This window comes from Pseudomonas sp. PvP025 (genome assembly GCF_017832155.1).
In the GTDB taxonomy this organism is placed as follows: domain Bacteria; phylum Pseudomonadota; class Gammaproteobacteria; order Pseudomonadales; family Pseudomonadaceae; genus Aquipseudomonas.
In genome coordinates this window covers 2997514-3016925 of record NZ_JAFIBJ010000001.1, presented here as the reverse complement: position 1 = coordinate 3016925, position 19412 = coordinate 2997514, and the positions used below count along the sequence as shown (strand labels likewise).

Genomic DNA, 19412 nt, shown 5'->3' with positions numbered 1-19412 from the left:
ACGCAGGATGCAGCAATGACCGCCATGACTCGCTGCCTGGACCGTCCCGGATTCATGCCACGGCTGTCCGCTCACCATCTGCTGCGGCCGCGACTGGCCCAGCCCTTGCTCGCGGCGCAGGCTCGGGTGAGGTTGCTGTGTGCGCCGGGCGGCAGTGGCAAGAGTGCGTTGTTCGCCGAGTGCGCCTTGCAGGCGCCAGCGGGGTGCCCGGTGTACTGGCTAGCGCTCAATGGGGTGGCCTTGAGCCCCGAGGGTCTTTGCCGCCGAGTGGCGCAGAGCCTGGGCCTGCCCTTCACCGATGAAGCCGCGCTGTTGCTCGACCTGAGTACCTGGTCAACGCCGGCCTGGCTGTTTCTCGATGACTTCTGCCGTTTTCCCGACCCCGAGCTGGATGCCTTGCTCGACCGCCTGCTCACCCTCGGCAGCCCGGCGCTGAGCTGGTGGCTCGGCACGCGGCGGCGCCCGGCGTGCAACTGGCCAAGGCTGTTGCTCGACGATGAACTGTGGGAGTGCAGCGCCAGTGAGCTGGCGTTCAGCGCTGGGGAAGTCCAGGCTTTGCTGGGCCCCGGCCAGAGCCTCGACAGCGTCATGCACTTCAGTGCCGGCTGGTGCGCCGGCGTGCGGATCGCCTTGCTGGGCGACGGCCATCCCGACAAGACCTTGCGCGACTATTTGCAGCACGAGCTGTTCAGCACCTGGTCCGCCGAGTGGGTCGAGGCCTGGCAGGTGCTGGCCCATCTGCCGAGGTTCAATGCGAGCCTGTGTGAACACCTGTTCGGCGCGGGCGACGGCGCCCGCTACCTGCGCGATCTGCAGGCGCTCGGTGCCTTTGTCCAGCCTTGGGAACACAGCGCCGACTGGCTGTGCATATTCGCGCCACTGGCCCACGTGGTGCGCGACGAACCGTGGCCGGCCCGGCGTTCCTGGCATCGGCGCGCCTGCCAATGGTTTACCACCGAGGGCGACTGGCAGGCCGCGTTCGAACAGGCATTGCTGGCCGAAGCGTTCGAAGTGGCGGTAAGCCTGTTGCAGCATTTCAGTTTCGAAGACCTGTTTCGCCAGCAGAACGCCGTGTTGGTGTTACGTCTGCACGAACAGCACGGTGATGAACTGCTGCTGTGTTCTGCGCAGTTGGTGGGGCTGGTGACGGCGGCGCTGCTGTTCGCCGGGCGCTTCGATCAGGCCGCGCAGTGCATCGATCAGTTGGCGCGCTTTACGCCGCAACCTGGCGCCGTACAGCAACGTCACCTGCTGGCGCGTTGGCAGGCGCAGTGGGGCTGGCTGTTGCATTTGAACGGCGATGCCGAATGCGCCCGCGCGCATTTTCTTGAAGCCCTGCAGGCCTTGCCCGACAGCGCCTGGACCTCGCGCCTGATGTGCCTGTCCGGGCTCACCCAGCAAGCCTTGCTGCGCGGCGAGCTGGACGTCGCCCAAACCCTCAATCGCGAAGCGCTGTGCCTGGCGCGCGCCGAGGGCTCGCTGCTGCTGGAGGCGTTACTTGAGCTGGATCACGCCCAGTTGCTCGAGCAGCGCGGCGCACCGCATCGGGCGCAGAGCTTGTTGGAGCAAGTGCAGGCGATGTTGCTCAAGCAGCAGATCGAGGCCGGCCCGCTGGTGGGGCGGATCGCGTTGCGCCGTGGCCACCTGGCCTTGCGCCAGGGCCAGGACGCACTGGCCGCCGAGTGTTTCCAGGCAGGCTTGGCGATGTGCCTGCACAGTCAGGACAAACGCGTGCTCTACGGCTTTCTGGGCCTGGCACTGCTGGCGGCCAACCAGGGCGACTACGCCCAGGCGTTTATCCAGCTGCGCGAGGCCGAGCGGTTGATGCAGCAGCGGCACGTCCCGCAGAGCGTTTACCGCGCGGTGCTGCTGTTGATCAGCGGGCATTTCTGGTTGCAGCAGGGGCGGGCCGACTTGACCGTGGAAGCGGTGCGCCGCGTGCTGCGTCACTTTCATGGGCCGCACGCCAGGCAGGCACCGCCGGCCACGCTGGAATTGATCCCGCGCCTTGAGTACCTGCTGGTGCTGGCAGAAGTGAGGCTCGGGTGCGCCGAGCAACCTCTTTCAAGGCTCAACGCGCTGCTGGAGGTCACCCGGCAACGCGGCATGCTCTGCCTGGAAACCGAGGTGCAATTGGTGCTTGGCGAGGTGGCGTGGCAGTTGGGCGACACCGCGCTGGCGCGGCGTGCGCTGCAAAGTGGCCTGGCCCTGGCGGCGCGTTGCCAGGTGCAGCAAGCGATCCGCGAGCTGCGCCTGCGCTCCCCCGGTGTGCTGAGTGAACTGGGCCTGGAGCCGCACACAGCCGCCATTGGCGCGGCGGACAATCCCTTGAGCCAGCGCGAGCTGGAAGTGCTGCGGTTGATCGCCCTGGGCAATTCCAACCTGCAGATTGCCGACCGTCTGTTCATCTCCCTGCACACGGTCAAGACCCATGCCCGGCGCATCCACAGCAAGCTCGGCGTGGAACGGCGCACCCAGGCGGTGGCCAAGGCCAAGACCCTCGGGCTGATGGTCTAGACGAAGGCCTGACGGTAGTCGCCAGGCGTTGCGCCCGTGGCCTGGCGAAAGCGCTGGTTGAAATGGCTGGCGCTGGAAAACCCGCACATCAGGGCGACCTCGCCCAGCGGCAGGGCGCCGCCGCGCAGCAGGCTGCGCGCACGGGCCAGGCGCCGCGCCAGCAGGTATTGATGGGGCGGCAGGCCGAAGCTCTGGCGAAACATCCGCGCGAAATGGTATTCCGACAAGGCGCACAAGCCCGCCAACAGCCCGAGGCTGATGGGATCCTGCAGGTGCTGCTCGATGTACTCCACCAACCGCCGCCGTTGGTAGGCCGCCAGCCCGCCTTTCAAACGCAGGCCATCGCGGGCGCCGACCTGGTTGAGCAGGGTGTGGCTAAGCATTTCATGGGCCAGGCTGCTGGTGAGCAGGCGTTCGGCCGGCTCGTGCCAATTGAGCGCGATCAGTTGATGAAAGCGTCGCGCCTGGCCTGGGTCTTCAAGAAAGGTCGCTTGCTGCAACGCGAGGGCACGCGGTTCGCGGTCCAGCAGGGTGACGCAACCGAGGGCGAATTGTTCCGGGCTGAAATACACATGGGCCAGGCGGATGTCGCCGTTGATCACCCAGGCCGACTGATGCTCGGCCGGCAGCACGCACAACTTGTCCGGGCCGCCCTTGATGCCTGGCTGGTCACGGCGAAACGTACCGGTGCCGCCGCCGATGTAGCAGGACAGCGTGTGATGGCTGGGCCCCTGGTAATCCTGGGCATCGTGGTGGTTGCTCCACAGCGCGGCCGACACGCCGTCACCCAGCTCGGCGCAGGCGTGCAGGCGTGCGTTGGGCGAGCGGTTGAGGGACTGAAAGATGTGCAGCGATTGCAGATCAGGCATGGCGTGTGTTCTCCGATGCCTGGCATCCTACCGCGCGAGGTCCGGGCTGTGATCCCTTCGCCCGACAAAAGCGCAAGAATGTGCAAGAGCGGTCCGTGGCTTGAGGCGGACACTGTGGCTCAACCTTCGGAGCCGCGCCATGAACCTTTCCCTGTATGTCCTTACCGTGCTGATCTGGGGCACCACCTGGATCGCCCTCAAGTGGCAGTTGGGGGTTGTCGCCATTCCCGTGTCGATTGTGTACCGCTTCGGCCTGGCCGCGCTGGTGCTGTTTGCGCTGCTGTTGTTCAGTCGCAGGCTGCAGGTGATGAACCGGCGTGGGCATCTGATCTGCCTGGCCCAGGGCCTGTGCCTGTTCTGCGTCAACTTCATGTGCTTTTTGACCGCCACGCAGTGGGTCCCCAGCGGCCTGGTGGCGGTGGTGTTTTCCACGGCTACGCTGTGGAACGCGCTGAACGCGCGGGTGTTCTTCGGCCAGCGCGTGGCGCGCAATGTGTTGATGGGCGGCGGCCTCGGTCTGCTGGGACTGGGCTTTCTGTTCTGGCCGGAACTGGCCGGGCACACCGCCAGCCCGCAGACGTTGCTGGGGCTGGGCCTGGCGCTGCTGGGAACGCTGTGTTTTTCGGCGGGCAATATGCTTTCGAGCCTGCAACAGAAGGCCGGGCTCAGACCGTTGACCACCAATGCCTGGGGCATGGCCTACGGCGCCTTGATGCTGGCGACCTGGTGCGGGGTGCGCGGCATTCCCTTCGAGATGGACTGGAGCGCGCGGTACATCGGCGCCTTGTGGTACCTGGTGATTCCGGGGTCAGTGATCGGGTTTACGGCCTATCTCACGCTGGTGGGGCGCATGGGGCCCGAGCGTGCGGCGTATTGCACCGTGCTGTTCCCGGTGGTGGCGCTGAACGTGTCGGCGTTTGCCGAAGGCTATCAGTGGACGCCGCCGGCATTGGCCGGGTTGGTGCTGGTGATGCTGGGCAATGTGCTGGTGTTCCGAAAGCCTAAAGTTATGAGCCCGACCTTTCAGACAAAACCAATCCAGTGAGGCTCCGCCAACGCGTCGATTCTGCTGCCGCCCTGTGGCAAGCCCTAATGAAGTTCAGTTAAGGAAAATGTGTGGGCTTATTGTGGCGAGCGGGCTTGCCCCGCGTTGGGGTGCGAAGCGCGCCCAATCGAGCAAAACGCGGTGTACCTGATACGGCTCAGCGCCTGGCTTTGGGGCTGCTGCGCAGCCCAACGCAGGACAAGCCTGCTCGCCACAGGGAATCTGCGCTTAGGGCAAGCCCGCTCTCCACAAGAAGCCCGCTCGTCACAACAGGCCCGCTTGCCACAACCAAGCCGCTCGCCACAACACGCCGGTACCCGCAGGGATGTGGTTGCCTGCTACTTCAGGCCCAGGCGTCTGGCCAGGCGGCCCAGGTTGGCGCGGTCCAGGCCCAGCTCGCGGGCGGCGCCGGCCCAGTTGTGCTGGTGGCGTTCCAGGCAGGCGTCGATTACCTGGCGCTGATACTGCTCGGTGGCCTGGCGCAGGTCACCGGTGACGGGGGCCGGCGCGGCTTGCGCTTCAATGACCGGGGCGTTGACCTCCGGCAGATCCAGGTCCCTGGCGCTCAGGCTGAGTATCTTCGGACGCTCGCGGCAGTTGCCCAGCGCCTTGAGCGCGCTGCGTCCGATCGCGTGCTCCAGCTCGCGCACATTGCCCGGCCAGTGCCAGGCCAGCAGCGCTGCCTGGGCATCGCCGCCAAGGCGCAGGCTGCCCAGGCCCATGCGTGAGCGGTTCTGTTCAAGGAAATAACCGGCCAGCAGCAACACATCGCGTCCGCGTTCACGCAGCGCCGGCACATGCAGCGGGTACACGCTGAGGCGATGGTAGAAATCGGCGCGGTAGCGGCCGCTGCGCACTTCTTCGGCGAGGTCGCGGTTGGTGGCGGCGATCAGGCGCACGTCCACCCGGTGTTCGCGGTCCGAGCCCAGGCGCTGCAGCTGGCCGCTTTGCAGCACACGCAGCAGCTTGGCCTGCACGCTCAGCGACAGTTCGCCGACCTCATCGAGAAACAGGGTACCGCCATTGGCCAGTTCAAATTTGCCTCGGCGTTCATTCAGTGCGCCGGTAAAGGCGCCGCGCACGTGGCCGAACAGCTCGCTTTCCACCAGCGTTTCCGGCAGGGCGGCGCAGTTGAGGCTGATCAGCGGTTTGTCGGCCCGCGTCGAGGCGTCATGGATCGCCTGGGCCACCAGCTCCTTGCCCACCCCGGTTTCGCCGGTGATCAGCACCGTCAGGTCGCTGCCGCCGACCAGGTTGATCTCTTCCACCAGGCGCTTGTGGGTTTTGCTCTGGCCGATCATTTCCTTGTGGGGCTGGCCGCCGGCCTGGCGGTAGATCTCGGCGCGCAGGGCCAGGCGTTCAATGCGTTCGGCGACATTGACGGTGGCGGCGGCGAGGCTGGCGAAGGCTTGCAGGGCGTCCAGCTCAACGCGTTCGAAACGCTCGGTGTCCAGCGCATCCAGGGTCAGCAGGCCCCAGGGCCGGTCATCGACGAACAGCGGGCAGCCCATACAGTCGTGCACTTCCAGTTGCCCGTGCACACCGGCGACCAGGCCGTCATAGGGGTCGGGTAACGCACTGTCGCTGTCGAAGCGGGTGGGGCCGGGGCTGCTCAGCAGCACGGCGAAGCGCGGGTGCTCGCTGACCTTGAAGCGTCGCCCCAGGGTGTCGGCGCTCAGGCCATCCACCGCCAGCGGCACCAGCCACTCGCCGTCCAGGCGCAACAGCGCGGCGGCGTCGCACGGCAGCAGGGCGCGCATGGCGTGCAGCAGGCGGCGGTAACGCTCGCCTTCGGGCAGGTCGCGGGAAAGGTCGGCGACCAGGGGCAGCAGGGTGGTAAGCAGCGAATGCGCAGTCATAACGACTCCTTGTAGTCGTTGTGACTATAAGGCGTAGCAAGTCATATTGACTAGGTATGTCGTAACCAGTTGAAAATATTGGATTTGTAGATTGGCACGAATACTGACTGCTTCAGGGCACTTGATTAACAAGCCCAGGAGTCTCCCATGCTGACGGCCCAAGACCGTGCCATCATCCAGTCCACCGTGCCGTTGCTGGAACGCGGCGGTGAAGCGCTGATCACCCATTTCTACCGCATGATGCTGTCCGAGTACCCGCAGGTGCGTCCGCTGTTCAACCAAGCCCACCAGGCCAGCGGCGATCAGCCCCGCGCGCTGGCCAATGGCGTGTTGATGTACGCGCGGCATATCGACCGGCTCGACCAGTTGGGCGACCTGGTGGCGAAGATTATCAACAAGCACGTGGCGCTGCAGATCCAGCCGGAGCACTACCCGATTGTCGGCGCCTGCCTGTTGCGTGCGATCTCTGAAGTGCTGGGCAGCGACATCGCCACGCCTGCGGTCATGCAGGCCTGGGGCGCGGCCTACGGCCAGTTGGCGGATATTCTGATCGGCGCGGAAAAAGCCCTTTATGACGAAAAAGCCAAGGCGCCGGGTGGTTGGCGCGGGGCTCGGTCGTTCAAACTGGTGAAGCGGGTGGAGGAGAGCGCCGAGATCATGTCGTTTCATTTTGCTCCGGTGGACAACGGCCCGATTCTCAACGCCGCGCCGGGCCAATACATCAGCCTGCGGCTGGTGCTCGACGGCGAAGAAGTGCGCCGCAATTACTCCCTGTCGGCACTGAGCGATGGCGGCGAATACCGCATCAGCGTCAAACGCGAAGCCGGGGGACGGGTGTCCAGCTATTTGCATAATCAACTGCAGGTCGGCGCGACGATTGAGCTGTTCCCGCCGTCGGGGGATTTCACGCTGGTGGCCAGCGACAAACCGCTGGTGCTGATCAGTGGCGGGGTGGGCATCACACCGACCCTGGCGATGCTCGAGGCGGCCCTGGCCACCGAGCGCCCGGTGCACTTTATCCACTGCGCGCGCAATGGCGGGGTGCATGCGTTTCGTGAGTGGGTGGATGCACTGGCGGCCAGGCATCCGCAGCTCAGGCGGTTTTACTGCTACGCCGAGGACGATGGTGTGAGTCCGGCGGCGGACAGTATTGGGTTGTTGAGCCAGGCGCAGTTGGCGGCGTGGTTGCCTGAACAGCGCGATGTGGATGCCTATTTCCTGGGGCCCAAGGGTTTCATGACCGCGATCAAACGTCACCTCAAGGCACTGGGCGTGCCGCAGGCGCAAACGCGCTACGAGTTCTTCGGCCCTGCAGCGGCGCTGGAGTAACGCGCGTCAACAGTGTGGGAGTGGGCTTGCTCCCGATGGCGGTGTATCAGTGACAGCCAAGCTGGCTGACCCACTCCCATCGGGAGCAAGCCCCTGCCACCGTTGGATCGGTATGCTGACTGATTAATCCCCCGTTAACCCCCCTCTGTTTAAACCATGCTCTGTGTGTAAACTTGCGCCCATTGGCACAACCAAACAAAGGGATACGGGGATGAGTGACGAATTGCGTTTAGGCAGGGAGCGGCGCTTTCTGGTGTTGCTGGGCATCATCTGCCTGGCGCTGATCGGCGGTGCGCTGTACATGCAGGTGGTGCTGGGCGAGGCGCCGTGCCCGTTGTGCATCCTGCAACGTTACGCCTTGCTGCTGATCGCGATCTTCGCGTTCATTGGCGCGGCGATGCGCACCAAGGGCGCGGTCACCCTGTTCGAAGGGTTGGTGATCCTCAGTGCACTCGGCGGTGTGGCTGCGGCGGGGCACCATGTGTACACCCAGTTCTTCCCCCAGGTCAGCTGCGGCGTCGATGTGTTGCAGCCGATCGTCGATGACTTGCCGCTGGCCAAGGTATTCCCGCTGGGCTTCCAGGTCGATGGCTTCTGCAGCACACCGTACCCACCGGTGCTGGGCCTGTCGCTCGCGCAATGGGCGCTGGTGGCGTTTGTGCTGACGGTGATCCTGGTGCCGCTGGGCATTTATCGCAATCGCCAGCGCACAGCCTGAACTTTTCGTAAAAAGCCCCGGTCACTCCTGAAGAAGGACCGGGGCTTTTTTGTGCGTCGGCAAATGTGAAAGGGCCGTGACGAACGGCGACAAATGGGGCGTGCGGCGTGCGACATGTTGTCACACGGATGCTGTCGCAGGCGCTTTCCATGCGTCGTTTTTGGCGTGCGGATTTGCACCAATCGGTCAGTTTGTGCTGTCAGTTCATCGTTTGAATCGTACCTTTGACAGGTCGCGGTCGTGGCCGTGAGGTGATGTCCCAATGCCTTGTTTTATGGGGACTTCGACGGCCTCGTCATGCCCTTACAACTTGTAAGGGATGGTCTGGAGGAACGAATAACGCGGTATTTTTTGTGGGTTTTATTGAGAATTGACCGCAATAAGATCGCGCATCCCGGCCCTGTCAGTGAAGAATTATTGCTGTAATCGATAAAAATTATTTCTTTATCAGACATGGTTTATACATCGCCAGCTAACTACAATCCCCCGCACTGAGTGTCCGATGCTGTGCAATATTTGAGCATCGCAGGGGTCGAGGGGCGATGGACGGCTCCGTGCGACCCAGGTTCCGGCAGCCTTTCAACTATCCGCACCAAATGGAATTGGTCTGTAACAAGGCCTTTAACCACGAAATCGAATAAGAACGCGCCGCAGGTCAGTGAAACGTACAGTTTTTTTGGTGTGGCGGGCAGGCTCTTATTCAATCGAAGAGAAATGCCAACCCTTGGCAGGGTGAAGTGTTGGCGATCAAAACCCAACTGCATTGCGCAAGCTGCTTTAGAGGTCGTGAGATGAGTAAAAACAGGTACCCCCGATTACTAGGCTTTTTGCCGCTGCTTGGCATGCTGTTAATGCTGGGAGGCTGCAAGTGGACCTTGCTCGACCCAAAAGGACAGGTCGGTCTGGATGAACGAAACCTGATCATCACCGCCACCCTGTTGATGCTGCTGGTCGTGGTCCCTGTGATCATCATGACCTTCGCCTTCGCCTGGAAATACCGCGCGTCCAACACCAACGCGACCTACGCGCCGAAGTGGTCGCACTCCACCAAGATCGAAATCGCGGTGTGGCTGGTCCCGATCCTCATCATCGTTGCCCTGGGTTATGTGACCTACAAGTCCACCCACGCACTGGACCCGTACCGTCCGCTGGAATCGGACGTCAAGCCGATCAACATCGAAGTGGTCGCGCTGGACTGGAAGTGGCTGTTCATCTACCCGGACCTGGGTATCGCCACCGTGAACCAGATCCGTTTCCCGGAGCACACCCCGCTGAACTTCAAGATCACCTCCGACGCCGTGATGAACTCGTTCTTCATCCCAGCCCTGGGCGGTCAGATCTACGCGATGGCAGGTATGCAGACCAAGCTGCACCTTATCGCCAACCAGAAAGCTGAAATGGAAGGCATCTCCGCCAACTATAGCGGCGCTGGCTTCACCGGCATGAAATTCAAAGCGATCTCGACAAGCCAGGAAGACTTCAACGCCTGGGTCGCCGAAGTCAAGGCCGCACCTAAACAGCTTGATCAAGCTGAATACGACGCCCTGACCAAACCAAGCCAGAACAACCCTGTCGCCCTGTACTCCTCGTACGAGCCGAACCTGTTTCAGAAAATCGTCGACAAGTACGAAGGCATGAAACCAGGCAAGCCGGTCAAGCACGAGAAGAAAGAAGTGGCCGCGGCTGAAGGTTCTGACACGGGCTCGAATTCAACTGCTGGGGCAGAGGAGTAAACGATGTTTGGTAAATTAAGTTGGGACGCGGTCCCATTCCACGAGCCGATCGTGATGGTGACCATCGCCATGATCGCGCTGGGTGGTCTGGCACTGTTTGCGGCAATCACCTACTTCAAGAAGTGGACCTACCTGTGGACCGAGTGGTTGACCTCCGTCGACCACAAGAAAATCGGTGTCATGTACGTCATCGTGGCCATGGTCATGCTGCTGCGCGGCTTTGCCGACGCCATCATGATGCGTACCCAGTTGGCCATGGCCACCGAGGGTTCGCCGGGCTACCTGCCGCCTGAACACTATGACCAGATCTTCACCGCCCACGGTGTGATCATGATCATCTTCATGGCGATGCCTTTCTTCACCGGCCTGATGAACCTTGCCTTGCCGCTGCAGATCGGTGCGCGTGACGTTGCCTACCCGTTCCTGAACTCCCTGAGCTTCTGGCTGCTGGTATCGGGCGTGGTGCTGATCAACCTGTCCCTGGGCGTCGGCGAATTCGCCAAGACCGGTTGGGTTGCGTATCCGCCATTGTCGGGCCTGCAATACAGTCCGGGCGTGGGGGTGGATTACTACATTTGGGCACTGCAGTTATCAGGGCTCGGGACGACATTGACGGGGGTCAACTTCCTGGCCACCGTCCTCAAGATGCGCGCCCCTGGCATGAAACTGATGGACATGCCGATCTTCACCTGGACCTGCACCTGGGCAAACGTGCTGATCGTGGCTTCGTTCCCGATCCTGGCCGCTACCATGGCGCTGCTGTCGCTTGACCGTTACCTGGATTTCCACATTTTCACCAATGAACTTGGTGGCAATCCGATGATGTACGTGAACCTGTTCTGGGCATGGGGTCACCCTGAGGTGTACATCCTGATCCTGCCAGCGTTCGGTATCTTCTCCGAAGTGATCTCGACCTTTACCGGCAAACGCCTGTTCGGTCACCACTCGATGGTCTATGCATCGGGCGCGATCTCGGTACTGGGCTTCATGGTCTGGCTGCACCACTTCTTCACCATGGGTTCGGGGGCCAGCGTCAACGCCTTCTTCGGCCTGGCGACGATGCTGATTTCCATCCCGACGGGGGTGAAGCTGTTCAACTGGCTGTTCACCATCTACCACGGTCGTCTGCGCATGACCAGCCAGGTTCTGTGGACCCTGGGCTTCATGGTGACCTTCGCCATTGGCGGCATGACCGGCGTACTGCTGGCCATTCCGGGTGCTGACTTCGTGCTGCACAACAGCCTGTTCGTGATCGCTCACTTCCATAACGTGATCATCGGTGGCGCGGTATTCGGCTACATCGCCGGTTTCAGCTTCTACTTCCCGAAAGCGTTCGGCTTCAAGCTGCACGAAGGTTGGGGCAAGGCTGCGTTCTGGCTGTGGATCTCGGGCTTCTTCGTCGCGTTCATGCCGCTCTATGCACTGGGCTTCATGGGCATGACCCGTCGTCTGAACGCCACCACCAACCCTGAGTGGGTGCCGTACCTGTACGTCGCCATGTTCGGTGCGTTGATGATCGCGGCCGGTATCGCCTGCCAGTTGATCCAGCTGTATGTCAGCGTGCGTGATCGCAAGCAGAACCTGTGCGAGTCCGGCGACCCGTGGAACGGCCACACCCTGGAATGGTCGACCTCGTCGCCACCACCGTTCTACAACTTCGCCGTGATCCCGACTGCGAACACCATTGATGCGTTCACCGAAGCCAAGGAAGACGGTACTGCGTACCAGAAACCTGCGCACTACGAGCCGATCCACATGCCGAACAACACCGCCACTGGCGTGGTGATGGGCGCGCTGTTGACCGTGTTCGGTTTCGCGATGATCTGGCACATCTGGTGGCTGGCAATCGTGGGCCTGGTGGGCACTATCGGTTACTTCATCGTCCACGCTGCACGTGACGATCAAGGCTACATGGTGCCGGTGGAAACCATCGAACGCATCGAAGCCGAGCAGCACGCTCGCCTGGTAGCCGAGAAGAAGATCCCGGCCAACCGTGTTGAAACCCCGTTGGAACAGGTTTAAACCATGTCGAACTTAGCGACCAATGCTGGACACGCCCATGTCGATGACCATGGGCACCACGACCACCACGACCACCACGACACCGGCCCGATAACCGTCTTCGGTTTCTGGCTCTACCTGATGACCGACTGCATTTTGTTTGCGTCGATCTTCGCGGTGTACGCGGTACTGGTAAACAACGTAGCGGGTGGCCCGTCGGGCCACGACATCTTCGAACTGCCTTACGTGCTCGGCGAAACCGCCTTGCTGTTGTTCAGTTCGATCACCTACGGCTTCGCCATGCTGGCCTTCTACAACGGCAACAAGAAAGGCGTGCTGAGCTGGCTGGCCCTGACCTTCCTGTTCGGCCTGGGCTTCATCGGCATGGAGATCAACGAGTTCCACCTGCTGATCTCCGAAGGCTACGGCCCGCACCGTTCCGGTTTCCTGTCCGCGTTCTTCACGCTGGTAGGCACCCACGGTCTGCACGTATCGGCCGGCCTGCTGTGGATGGCGGTGATGATGTATCAGGTCAATAAACACGGCCTGACCAACACCAACAAGACCCGCCTGAGCTGCCTGAGCCTGTTCTGGCACTTCCTGGACGTGGTCTGGATCTGCGTATTCACCGTCGTCTACTTGATGGGGACTCTGTAATGGCTAATGCACACTCCCATGACAGCCATGATGCGAGCCACGGCAGCGTAAAGTCTTACGCTATCGGCTTCATCCTGTCGGTCATCCTGACCCTGATTCCGTTCGGCCTGGTGATGTACCCGACCTTGCCGAAGTCGATCACCCTCATGATCGTGCTGGCATTCGCCGTGATCCAGGTGCTGGTGCACCTGGTGTACTTCCTGCACCTGGACCGCTCCGAAGCCCAGCGCGAGAACGTGATCGCGTTCGTGTTCGCAGGTCTTGTGATCGTTCTGCTGGTTGGTCTGTCGCTGTGGATCATGTTCAGCATCCACACCTACATGATGGCGAAGTGAGGTAAGACCCGATGTCGCTTAAGCACTTTATCCAAATCACCAAACCGGGGATCATTTTCGGTAACGTGCTTTCTGTGGCAGGCGGCTTCTTCCTGGCCTCCAAGGGGCATGTCGATCTGGCCATCTTCCTGGCGGCAATGATCGGCACTTCCCTTGTTGTGGCGTCCGGTTGCGTGTTCAACAACTGCATCGACCGTGACATCGACATCAAGATGGAGCGCACCAAGAATCGTGTGCTGGTGCAGGGGCTTATTTCCCTGAAACTGGCGCTGATCTTCGCGACCGTCCTGGGTATTGCCGGTGTGGTGTTGTTGTACAAGGTGGCCAACCCGTTGGCGGCGCTGTTTGCCGTGATCGGTTTTGTCATCTACGTCGGCCTCTACAGCCTGTACCTCAAGCGCAAGTCGGTTCACGGCACGCTGGTGGGCAGTCTGTCGGGGGCGATGCCGCCGGTGATTGGTTATGTGGCTGTGACCAATAGCTTCGACATGGCCGCGCTGGTGCTGCTGGTGATGTTCAGCCTGTGGCAGATGCCGCATTCCTATGCCATCGCGATTTTCCGCTTCAATGACTACCTGGCTGCGTCGATCCCGGTTCTGCCGGTCAAGCGTGGCATCCAGGTGGCCAAGAAACACATCCTGCTCTACATCCTGGCCTTCCTTGTGGCGACCTTGATGTTGACCTTCAGTGGCTATGCCGGCATGAGCTACCTCGCCGTTGCCGCCGCCATGGGCATGTACTGGCTGTACATGGCCTGGACCGGCTACAAGGCGGTGGATGACACCGTCTGGGCGCGCAAGCTGTTCGTGTTCTCGATTTTCACCATCACCGCGCTCAGCGTGATGATGTCTCTGGATTTCCAGGCACCCAAAGAGCTGTTGCTGACTTACGCTCACTGAGTCATCGAGCACCGGCTCTTTAGCCAAAATCAGCCCCGCCCTCGAAAGAAGCGCGGGGCTTTTTATTGAGCCACCCTTAAACTCTTCACCACTTCCAAGCAGGCAGGAACAAAAGCATGAGTAAAACAGCCGTTCTGGTCTTCAGTGGCGGGCAGGACTCGACGACCTGTCTGATCCAGGCCCTGGCGCGTTACGAACAGGTGCACTGCATTACCTTCGATTACGGCCAGCGCCATGTCGCCGAAATCGAAGTGGCCCAGCGATTGGCCAAACAGCTGGGCGCCACCGTGCACAAGGTGATGGATGTGTCGTTGCTCAATGAGCTGGCCATCAGCAGCCTGACCCGCGACAACATTCCCGTGCCCACCGAGAGTTCAGGCGATGGTTTGCCGAGTACCTTCGTGCCGGGGCGCAATATCCTGTTCCTGACATTGGCGTCGATCTACGCCTACCAGGTAAAGGCCGAAACCGTGATCACCGGCGTGTGCGAAACCGACTTCTCGGGCTATCCCGATTGCCGGGACGAATTCGTCAAGGCGCTGAACAAGGCGCTTGCGCTGGGCATGGATTACACACTGCGCCTGGACACCCCGTTGATGTGGCTGAACAAGGCCGAGACCTGGGCACTGGCCGATGACCTGGGCCAACTGGAGCTGGTGCGCCAGCAAACCCTGACCTGCTACAACGGCGTGATCGGCGACGGCTGCGGCAATTGCATCGCCTGCGAGCTGCGCGCGCGTGGTCTGAATGACTACCTGCAGAACAAGACGGCAGTCATGGGCAGTCTGAAGCACAAGTTGCAGTCGAGCTGAACCGCGGTTAAATCCACTGGCCGGCTTCTCGTCATACTTCCTTACACAGTGAGCATTCAGCACTCGCCTACAAGGAGTAGACACCATGGTCAGCGTCAGTCGTCGTTCCCTTCTCGCCTTTGGCGCCGCGTTGCCGGTGCTGGGGCATCTGAACTGGGCGCACGCCAGCCCTGCGCCGGAAACGTCTGACACCGTGCGGCTCAACTACAACGAAAGCCCCTACGGCCCCGCAGGTACCGCCCGCGATGCGATGCAGCGCGGGATTACAGCGGCGGGGCGTTATCCCTACCCGCACATGTACGCGCTGGCCGCGTTGTTCGCCCAGCAGCAGGGCATCGCCGAAGAACGGGTGGCGGTGTTTGCCGGCTCCATGGCCGCCCTGCGCTATGCCGTCCTGGCATTTACCAGCGCCACCCGTGGCCTGGTGATGGCCACGCCGTCGTACGAAGTCCCGTACCAGTCTGCGCAGGCGTGGCGTGCTCCCGTGCATGAGGTGAGCCTGAACGCCGACCACGCCCATGACCTACCCGCGATGCTTGCCGCCGACCCACAGGCGGGCATGCTGTACCTGTGCAATCCCAACAACCCCACCGGCACCCTCACGCCTACCGAGGCGATCCGCCATGCGCTGGCGAACAAACCCAAGGGCAGCGTGATGGTGGTGGACGAGGCCTACATCGATTTCTGCGACGCTCCCAGCTGTGTGGGGTGGGTGAACGACCACGACGACCTGCTGGTGCTGCGTACCTTCTCGAAAATCTACGGCATGGCTGGCGCGCGGGTGGGCTTGGCGATCGGGCATCCGGCGTTGCTGGAACGGCTGGCGGTGTTCGGCGGCGATAACGTTCCGGCGGGCGCAAGCCTGATGGGCGCGCAGGCCAGTCTGGAAGACATCAAACTGCTGCCGCAGCGCAAGGCCCTCAATGCCCGGGCGCGGGATGAGACTATCGCCTGGCTGAGGGCGCGCGGGTTCACCTGCACGGCGTCGCAGAGCAACTGTTTCATGGTCGACGTGAAGCAACCGGCGCAGCAGGTGGTTGAACGGCTGGCAGCCCATCACGTGCTGGTTGGGCGGGTGTGGAGCAACTGGCCGCAGTGGATGCGCGTGACGGTGGGCAACAGGCAGGAGATGGCGCGTTTTCGCGAGGTATTCGCAGCGCAGGTCAAACGGATCAGTTGAGACACCACAGTCTCAATTTGGCAAGCGGGCTTGTTGTGGCGAGCGAGCTTTATGTGGCGAGCGGGCTTGCCCCGCGTTGGGCTGCGCAGCAGCCCCAAAACCAGGCTCTGCGTAGTGTCAGGTACACAGCATTTTGTTCAATTGGGGGCGCTTCGCGCCCCAACGCGGGGCAAGCCCGCTCGCCACAACAGCTCCCGCGCATAGTTACTGCTGGGCGATGCTGTAACCGGCGAACGCCGTCTGCTGCTGCAGCGCGGTGATCACGCTCTTGCGGCTCAGCGGCTGTTCGGCGCCTGAGTTGTCCACAAAGCTCTCGACTTCCAGTTCGGCCTCATCGCCTTCACCCACGAAGCTGAACCCCAGGAACTCGAATGCCTCACGGTCGACATTGAGCCTGGAGCGCGGCGTGCGCAGCGGCAGGGTGACGCTGACGCCATCCTTGCTGATCACGAACACTTCAGCGTCTTTTTTGCTACGCGCGGACTTGCTCTTGCCGGCGCTCGGGTTGCTGATGGCCTGGTGCGACTGATTCAACACCTTGAGGGCCAGGCCGTACACCAGTTCCTGAAACTCGGGGTCGTCCTTGAAGCTGGACAAAATGCGGCTGATCGAGAACTTGCTGCTCAGGTCTTCCAGGGCGAGGTTGTCGGCCGCTTCAGCGTCCTTGAGTTGCTTGAGCCGGCCCATCAGGTCATAGGCCTTGTCATCGTCGAAGGCGTCGTGAGCCTGGCGGATGGCCACGCGCAACTCGCGGATCTGGTCGCTTTCCTTTGAGGTGTGAAACGCGTCCAGCACCATCTCGCTGATGATCTTGGCCGCTGGCACATGCTGTGAAAGATTGATGGCGTTTTCGTATTCAGCCTTGGCGTGCAAGGTGGCTACGGATTCTTCGAGGTGGGAATCAGGCATTGAAATTTCACTACTTCAGTAAACGGAGACAAAAAAGCGTCGGGCATTTTCAGGGGGGAGGGGGGTGAGGTCAAGGCGGATGCGTGCTACTCGTCCAGTTGCGCAAGACACGCTTGCAGAATATCCAGGCCCTCCTCCAGCACCGCAGGCTCGATGGTCAGCGGTGCCAGCAAGCGGATGATGTGCCGCGACTTGCCACTGGGCATCAGCAGCAAGCCGGCGTCTCGCGCCAAGCCCAGCAACTGGGTCAGTTGCCTGGAGGCAGGGGTGCCGTCGGCATTCGTCAGCTCGATGCCGCGCATGGCGCCGACGCCGGTAAGGCGCCCCAGGCAGGGCGACAGGTGCTGGCCCCGCCAGGTTTCATAACGGCTGACGATCGCGGCCGCCTGCTGTGCTCCCCAGCGCTGCAAATGGTCATCCGTCATCACGTCGAGGGTGGCCAGGGCCGCTGCGCAGGCGATGGGGTTGCCCGAATAAGTGCCACCCAGGCCGCCTTTGGGCAGGTTGTCCATCAGCGCCTTGCGGCCCACCACTGCACCGAGCGGCACGCCGCCGGCAATGCTTTTGCCAAGCAGAATGAGGTCCGGTTCGATACCCAGGCGTGAGAAGGCAAAGCGCTGCCCGGTACGGCCGAAACCGGACTGGATTTCATCGGCGATCAGCAGGATGTTTTTGGCGTCGCAGAAACGGCGAAGTGCCTGGGCGAACTCGATATCCAAGACCAGGAAGCCGCCCTCGCCCTGCACCGGCTCAATGATGAAGCAGGCGACATCGTTGACGTCGATTTCCACGCTGAACAGGCGGTCCATCGCCTTCAGCGCTTCGGCGCAGGTCACGCCGTTATCGGCACTCGGGTAGGGCAGGTGATACACCGGACCGGGCAGTACGCCGACCTTTTGCTTGTAGGGCGCGACCTTGCCGTTGAGGTTGAGGGTAGCCAGGGTGCGGCCGTGGAACGCGCCGTCGAAGGCGATCACAGCGGTACGGCCGGTGGCGCCCCGTACGATCTTCAAGGCATTTTCCGCCGCTTCCGCGCCGCTGTTGGTGAGCATGCCGCTGACCGGATAGCTCACTGGGATAAATGCGGTCAGGCGCTCCATCAGTTCGATATAGGGTGTATGCGGCGCGGCGTTGAAGGCGTAGTGGGTCAGCCGGGTGGCCTGCTCGCGTATCGCCTCGACCACGGCGGGGTGGCAGTGGCCAAGGTTGAGCACACCGATGCCACCGACAAAATCGATATAGCGTTTGCCGGCCGTGTCCCAGACTTCGGCGTTTTTACCGTGGCTGAGGCTAATGGGATGAACGATGGAAATCGACTGGCTGATCGGATCGTGGCTCATGAATCCTGGACTCGGCGGTGGCGGGCGTCTTTTTATCTAAGCTGCCCGCGTGCCCTTGCCGCAAACGAAATAAAGTCGCCGGGTCATTAATAAAAGTCGCGATCTACTCAGAAACCCTGTTCTTGCCCGCCGCTTTGGCCCGGTACAACGCCTGATCGGCGCGCCTCATCAACGCGGCTGCGGACTCACCCGGATGACGTTGCGCCACACCCAGGCTCAAGGTCACGCGAACGTCGTGCAAGATGGGCAATTGCGCGATGTGCTTACGAATATGTTCGGCCGCCCGTTTTGCCGCGTCCAGTGTGGTTTTGGGCAGCACCACCATGAACTCATCGCCGCCCCAGCGGGCCGGCAGGTCGCCAGTGCGCATGCACGCGTTCAGGCCCTCGACCACGATCATCAGGGTCTCGTCGCCCATGCTGTGGCCGTGCTGGTCATTGATCAATTTGAATTCATCAATGTCCATGGCTACCAGTGTCAGCGGCAGGCGAAAACGCTCGGCACGCTCGCATTCTTCCAGCAGGACTTTCTCCAAACGGTAGCGGTTGGCGATGTGCGTCAGGGCATCCTGTTCGGCGAGGATGCGGTTCTCGTCCAGTTGCAGCTGCAGTTGTTGATTGACCCGCGACAGTTCACGGGTGCGTTCGGCTACCAGCGCTTCAAGAGACTGGTTGCGCTTTTGCAGTTGTTCGATGGAGTGTTTGCGCGAATGAATATCGCGGTGCGCGCCGACCATGCGCCTTACCGAGCCGTCGGGGTTGCGCGCAATCACATAGCCCCGGTCTTCGATCCACAGATAGCTGCCGTCTTTTTTTCGACAGCGATATTCGGTCTGATAATGGGGCGCGCGCTGGTTGATGTAATCATCGAAAACAACCATCACAAGGGGGTAATCATCCGGATGGATGACGTTCTCCCAGGTAAACACGGTGTTTTCCAGCGAGTGGCGGGGGTAGCCGAGCATCTCGTACCAGCCGGGGTTGCGGTAGACGTAACCGGTGTCGGCGTTCCAATCCCAGACCCCGTCGCTGACCAACTCCATGACCGCATGCAGCAGGTCGGCGTTGAGGTCGGAAAAGTCATTGGCCAACGGGTTATTGCCGGATGTATCGTCCATCTGCGCGCTTCCCTGCATGTGCTGGCCCCCAGGCCAGGGTGTATTGGCGCCGATACTCCGTGGCAGATTTCACTCTACAGGGGGGGCTGTGG

General features: G+C 61.8%; 17 protein-coding genes. 11 read left to right on the top strand and 6 right to left on the bottom strand.

Annotated elements, in window-relative coordinates; translation table 11 throughout:
• Positions 1–15 precede the first annotated feature (15 nt).
• Complete coding sequence (locus JOE32_RS12810) at positions 16–2517, top strand: LuxR C-terminal-related transcriptional regulator (protein WP_209984693.1); 2502 nt, start codon at positions 16–18, stop codon at positions 2515–2517.
• Here the strand turns inward: JOE32_RS12810 and JOE32_RS12805 are convergent.
• A complete protein-coding gene (locus JOE32_RS12805) occupies positions 2514–3386 on the bottom strand; it encodes an AraC family transcriptional regulator (RefSeq protein WP_209984690.1) in 873 nt (290 codons plus the stop codon). The two genes, JOE32_RS12810 and JOE32_RS12805, sit on opposite strands and share 4 nt — an antisense overlap.
• A gap of 139 nt (positions 3387–3525) precedes the next feature.
• Here JOE32_RS12805 and JOE32_RS12800 point away from each other — a divergent pair, with 139 nt between their 5' ends.
• Positions 3526–4431 carry a DMT family transporter gene (locus tag JOE32_RS12800; protein ID WP_209984688.1) on the top strand — a complete coding sequence of 302 codons (906 nt, stop codon included), beginning with the start codon at positions 3526–3528 and terminating at the stop codon, positions 4429–4431.
• Between the two features lie 338 nt (positions 4432–4769).
• Here JOE32_RS12800 and norR read toward each other — a convergent pair whose 3' ends face one another.
• Positions 4770–6290: a nitric oxide reductase transcriptional regulator NorR gene (gene norR / locus JOE32_RS12795; RefSeq protein ID WP_209984685.1), complete on the bottom strand. Its 1521-nt coding sequence runs from the start codon at positions 6288–6290 to the stop codon at positions 4770–4772.
• Positions 6291–6437: 147 nt separating this feature from the next.
• Here norR and hmpA point away from each other — a divergent pair, with 147 nt between their 5' ends.
• Together hmpA and JOE32_RS12785 are read left to right on the top strand one after the other, a co-directional pair.
• Complete coding sequence (gene hmpA, locus JOE32_RS12790) at positions 6438–7619, top strand: NO-inducible flavohemoprotein (RefSeq protein WP_209984682.1); 1182 nt, start codon at positions 6438–6440, stop codon at positions 7617–7619.
• A 211-nt stretch (positions 7620–7830) separates the two neighbouring features.
• Positions 7831–8337, top strand: coding sequence for a disulfide bond formation protein B (locus JOE32_RS12785; protein WP_209984679.1), 507 nt, complete (start codon positions 7831–7833; stop codon positions 8335–8337).
• Between the two features lie 476 nt (positions 8338–8813).
• On the opposite strand, the gene JOE32_RS25170 is transcribed toward JOE32_RS12785, so the two are convergent.
• Positions 8814–9101 (bottom strand): hypothetical protein, encoded by a 288-nt coding sequence (locus JOE32_RS25170; protein ID WP_307496666.1) that lies wholly within the window; start codon positions 9099–9101, stop codon positions 8814–8816.
• Positions 9102–9128: 27 nt separating this feature from the next.
• Between JOE32_RS25170 and cyoA the strand changes: the two genes are divergently transcribed.
• From cyoA to JOE32_RS12750, 7 genes are all read left to right on the top strand, one after another.
• Positions 9129–10070: a ubiquinol oxidase subunit II gene (gene cyoA, locus JOE32_RS12780; protein WP_209984676.1), complete on the top strand. Its 942-nt coding sequence runs from the start codon at positions 9129–9131 to the stop codon at positions 10068–10070.
• Positions 10071–10073: 3 nt separating this feature from the next.
• Complete coding sequence (gene cyoB / locus JOE32_RS12775) at positions 10074–12092, top strand: cytochrome o ubiquinol oxidase subunit I (protein WP_057007311.1); 2019 nt, start codon at positions 10074–10076, stop codon at positions 12090–12092.
• A gap of 3 nt (positions 12093–12095) precedes the next feature.
• Entirely contained in the window at positions 12096–12728 is a 633-nt protein-coding gene (locus JOE32_RS12770; protein WP_209984673.1) for a cytochrome o ubiquinol oxidase subunit III, read from the top strand.
• Complete coding sequence (gene cyoD / locus JOE32_RS12765; protein ID WP_003176003.1) at positions 12728–13063, top strand: cytochrome o ubiquinol oxidase subunit IV; 336 nt, start codon at positions 12728–12730, stop codon at positions 13061–13063. Before JOE32_RS12770 ends, cyoD begins: the two co-directional genes overlap by 1 nt.
• 11 nt (positions 13064–13074) lie before the next feature.
• A complete protein-coding gene (cyoE, locus tag JOE32_RS12760; RefSeq protein WP_209984671.1) occupies positions 13075–13962 on the top strand; it encodes a heme o synthase in 888 nt (295 codons plus the stop codon).
• Between the two features lie 116 nt (positions 13963–14078).
• Positions 14079–14774 (top strand): 7-cyano-7-deazaguanine synthase QueC, encoded by a 696-nt coding sequence (queC, locus tag JOE32_RS12755; protein WP_209984669.1) that lies wholly within the window; start codon positions 14079–14081, stop codon positions 14772–14774.
• 85 nt (positions 14775–14859) lie between these two features.
• Positions 14860–15954 carry a pyridoxal phosphate-dependent aminotransferase gene (locus tag JOE32_RS12750; RefSeq protein WP_209984666.1) on the top strand — a complete coding sequence of 365 codons (1095 nt, stop codon included), beginning with the start codon at positions 14860–14862 and terminating at the stop codon, positions 15952–15954.
• 204 nt (positions 15955–16158) lie between these two features.
• On the opposite strand, the gene JOE32_RS12745 is transcribed toward JOE32_RS12750, so the two are convergent.
• The 3 genes from JOE32_RS12745 to JOE32_RS12735 all read right to left on the bottom strand — a co-directional run bounded on the left by JOE32_RS12745 (position 16159) and on the right by JOE32_RS12735 (position 19320).
• Positions 16159–16863 carry a hypothetical protein gene (locus tag JOE32_RS12745; protein WP_209984663.1) on the bottom strand — a complete coding sequence of 235 codons (705 nt, stop codon included), beginning with the start codon at positions 16861–16863 and terminating at the stop codon, positions 16159–16161.
• Between the two features lie 86 nt (positions 16864–16949).
• Positions 16950–18203 (bottom strand): aspartate aminotransferase family protein, encoded by a 1254-nt coding sequence (locus JOE32_RS12740; protein WP_209984660.1) that lies wholly within the window; start codon positions 18201–18203, stop codon positions 16950–16952.
• 103 nt (positions 18204–18306) lie between these two features.
• Entirely contained in the window at positions 18307–19320 is a 1014-nt protein-coding gene (locus JOE32_RS12735) for a sensor domain-containing diguanylate cyclase (protein ID WP_209984656.1), read from the bottom strand.
• Positions 19321–19412 lie beyond the last annotated feature (92 nt).

Excerpts from the sequence above, each read along its gene's own strand:
- JOE32_RS12745 (WP_209984663.1), bottom strand. The coding sequence starts at position 16,863 with ATGCCTGATTCCCACCTCGAAGAATCCGTAGCCACCTTGCACGCCAAG.
- cyoE (WP_209984671.1), top strand. The coding sequence starts at position 13,075 with ATGTCGCTTAAGCACTTTATCCAAATCACCAAACCGGGGATCATTTTC.
- JOE32_RS12740 (WP_209984660.1), bottom strand. The coding sequence starts at position 18,203 with ATGAGCCACGATCCGATCAGCCAGTCGATTTCCATCGTTCATCCCATT.
- JOE32_RS12770 (WP_209984673.1), top strand. The coding sequence starts at position 12,096 with ATGTCGAACTTAGCGACCAATGCTGGACACGCCCATGTCGATGACCAT.
- JOE32_RS12805 (WP_209984690.1), bottom strand. The coding sequence starts at position 3,386 with ATGCCTGATCTGCAATCGCTGCACATCTTTCAGTCCCTCAACCGCTCG.
- norR (WP_209984685.1), bottom strand. The coding sequence starts at position 6,290 with ATGACTGCGCATTCGCTGCTTACCACCCTGCTGCCCCTGGTCGCCGAC.
- JOE32_RS12785 (WP_209984679.1), top strand. The coding sequence starts at position 7,831 with ATGAGTGACGAATTGCGTTTAGGCAGGGAGCGGCGCTTTCTGGTGTTG.
- JOE32_RS25170 (WP_307496666.1), bottom strand. The coding sequence starts at position 9,101 with ATGCAGTTGGGTTTTGATCGCCAACACTTCACCCTGCCAAGGGTTGGC.
- cyoA (WP_209984676.1), top strand. The coding sequence starts at position 9,129 with ATGAGTAAAAACAGGTACCCCCGATTACTAGGCTTTTTGCCGCTGCTT.
- hmpA (WP_209984682.1), top strand. The coding sequence starts at position 6,438 with ATGCTGACGGCCCAAGACCGTGCCATCATCCAGTCCACCGTGCCGTTG.
- JOE32_RS12800 (WP_209984688.1), top strand. The coding sequence starts at position 3,526 with ATGAACCTTTCCCTGTATGTCCTTACCGTGCTGATCTGGGGCACCACC.
- cyoB (WP_057007311.1), top strand. The coding sequence starts at position 10,074 with ATGTTTGGTAAATTAAGTTGGGACGCGGTCCCATTCCACGAGCCGATC.
- JOE32_RS12735 (WP_209984656.1), bottom strand. The coding sequence starts at position 19,320 with ATGGACGATACATCCGGCAATAACCCGTTGGCCAATGACTTTTCCGAC.
- queC (WP_209984669.1), top strand. The coding sequence starts at position 14,079 with ATGAGTAAAACAGCCGTTCTGGTCTTCAGTGGCGGGCAGGACTCGACG.
- cyoD (WP_003176003.1), top strand. The coding sequence starts at position 12,728 with ATGGCTAATGCACACTCCCATGACAGCCATGATGCGAGCCACGGCAGC.
- JOE32_RS12810 (WP_209984693.1), top strand. The coding sequence starts at position 16 with ATGACCGCCATGACTCGCTGCCTGGACCGTCCCGGATTCATGCCACGG.
- JOE32_RS12750 (WP_209984666.1), top strand. The coding sequence starts at position 14,860 with ATGGTCAGCGTCAGTCGTCGTTCCCTTCTCGCCTTTGGCGCCGCGTTG.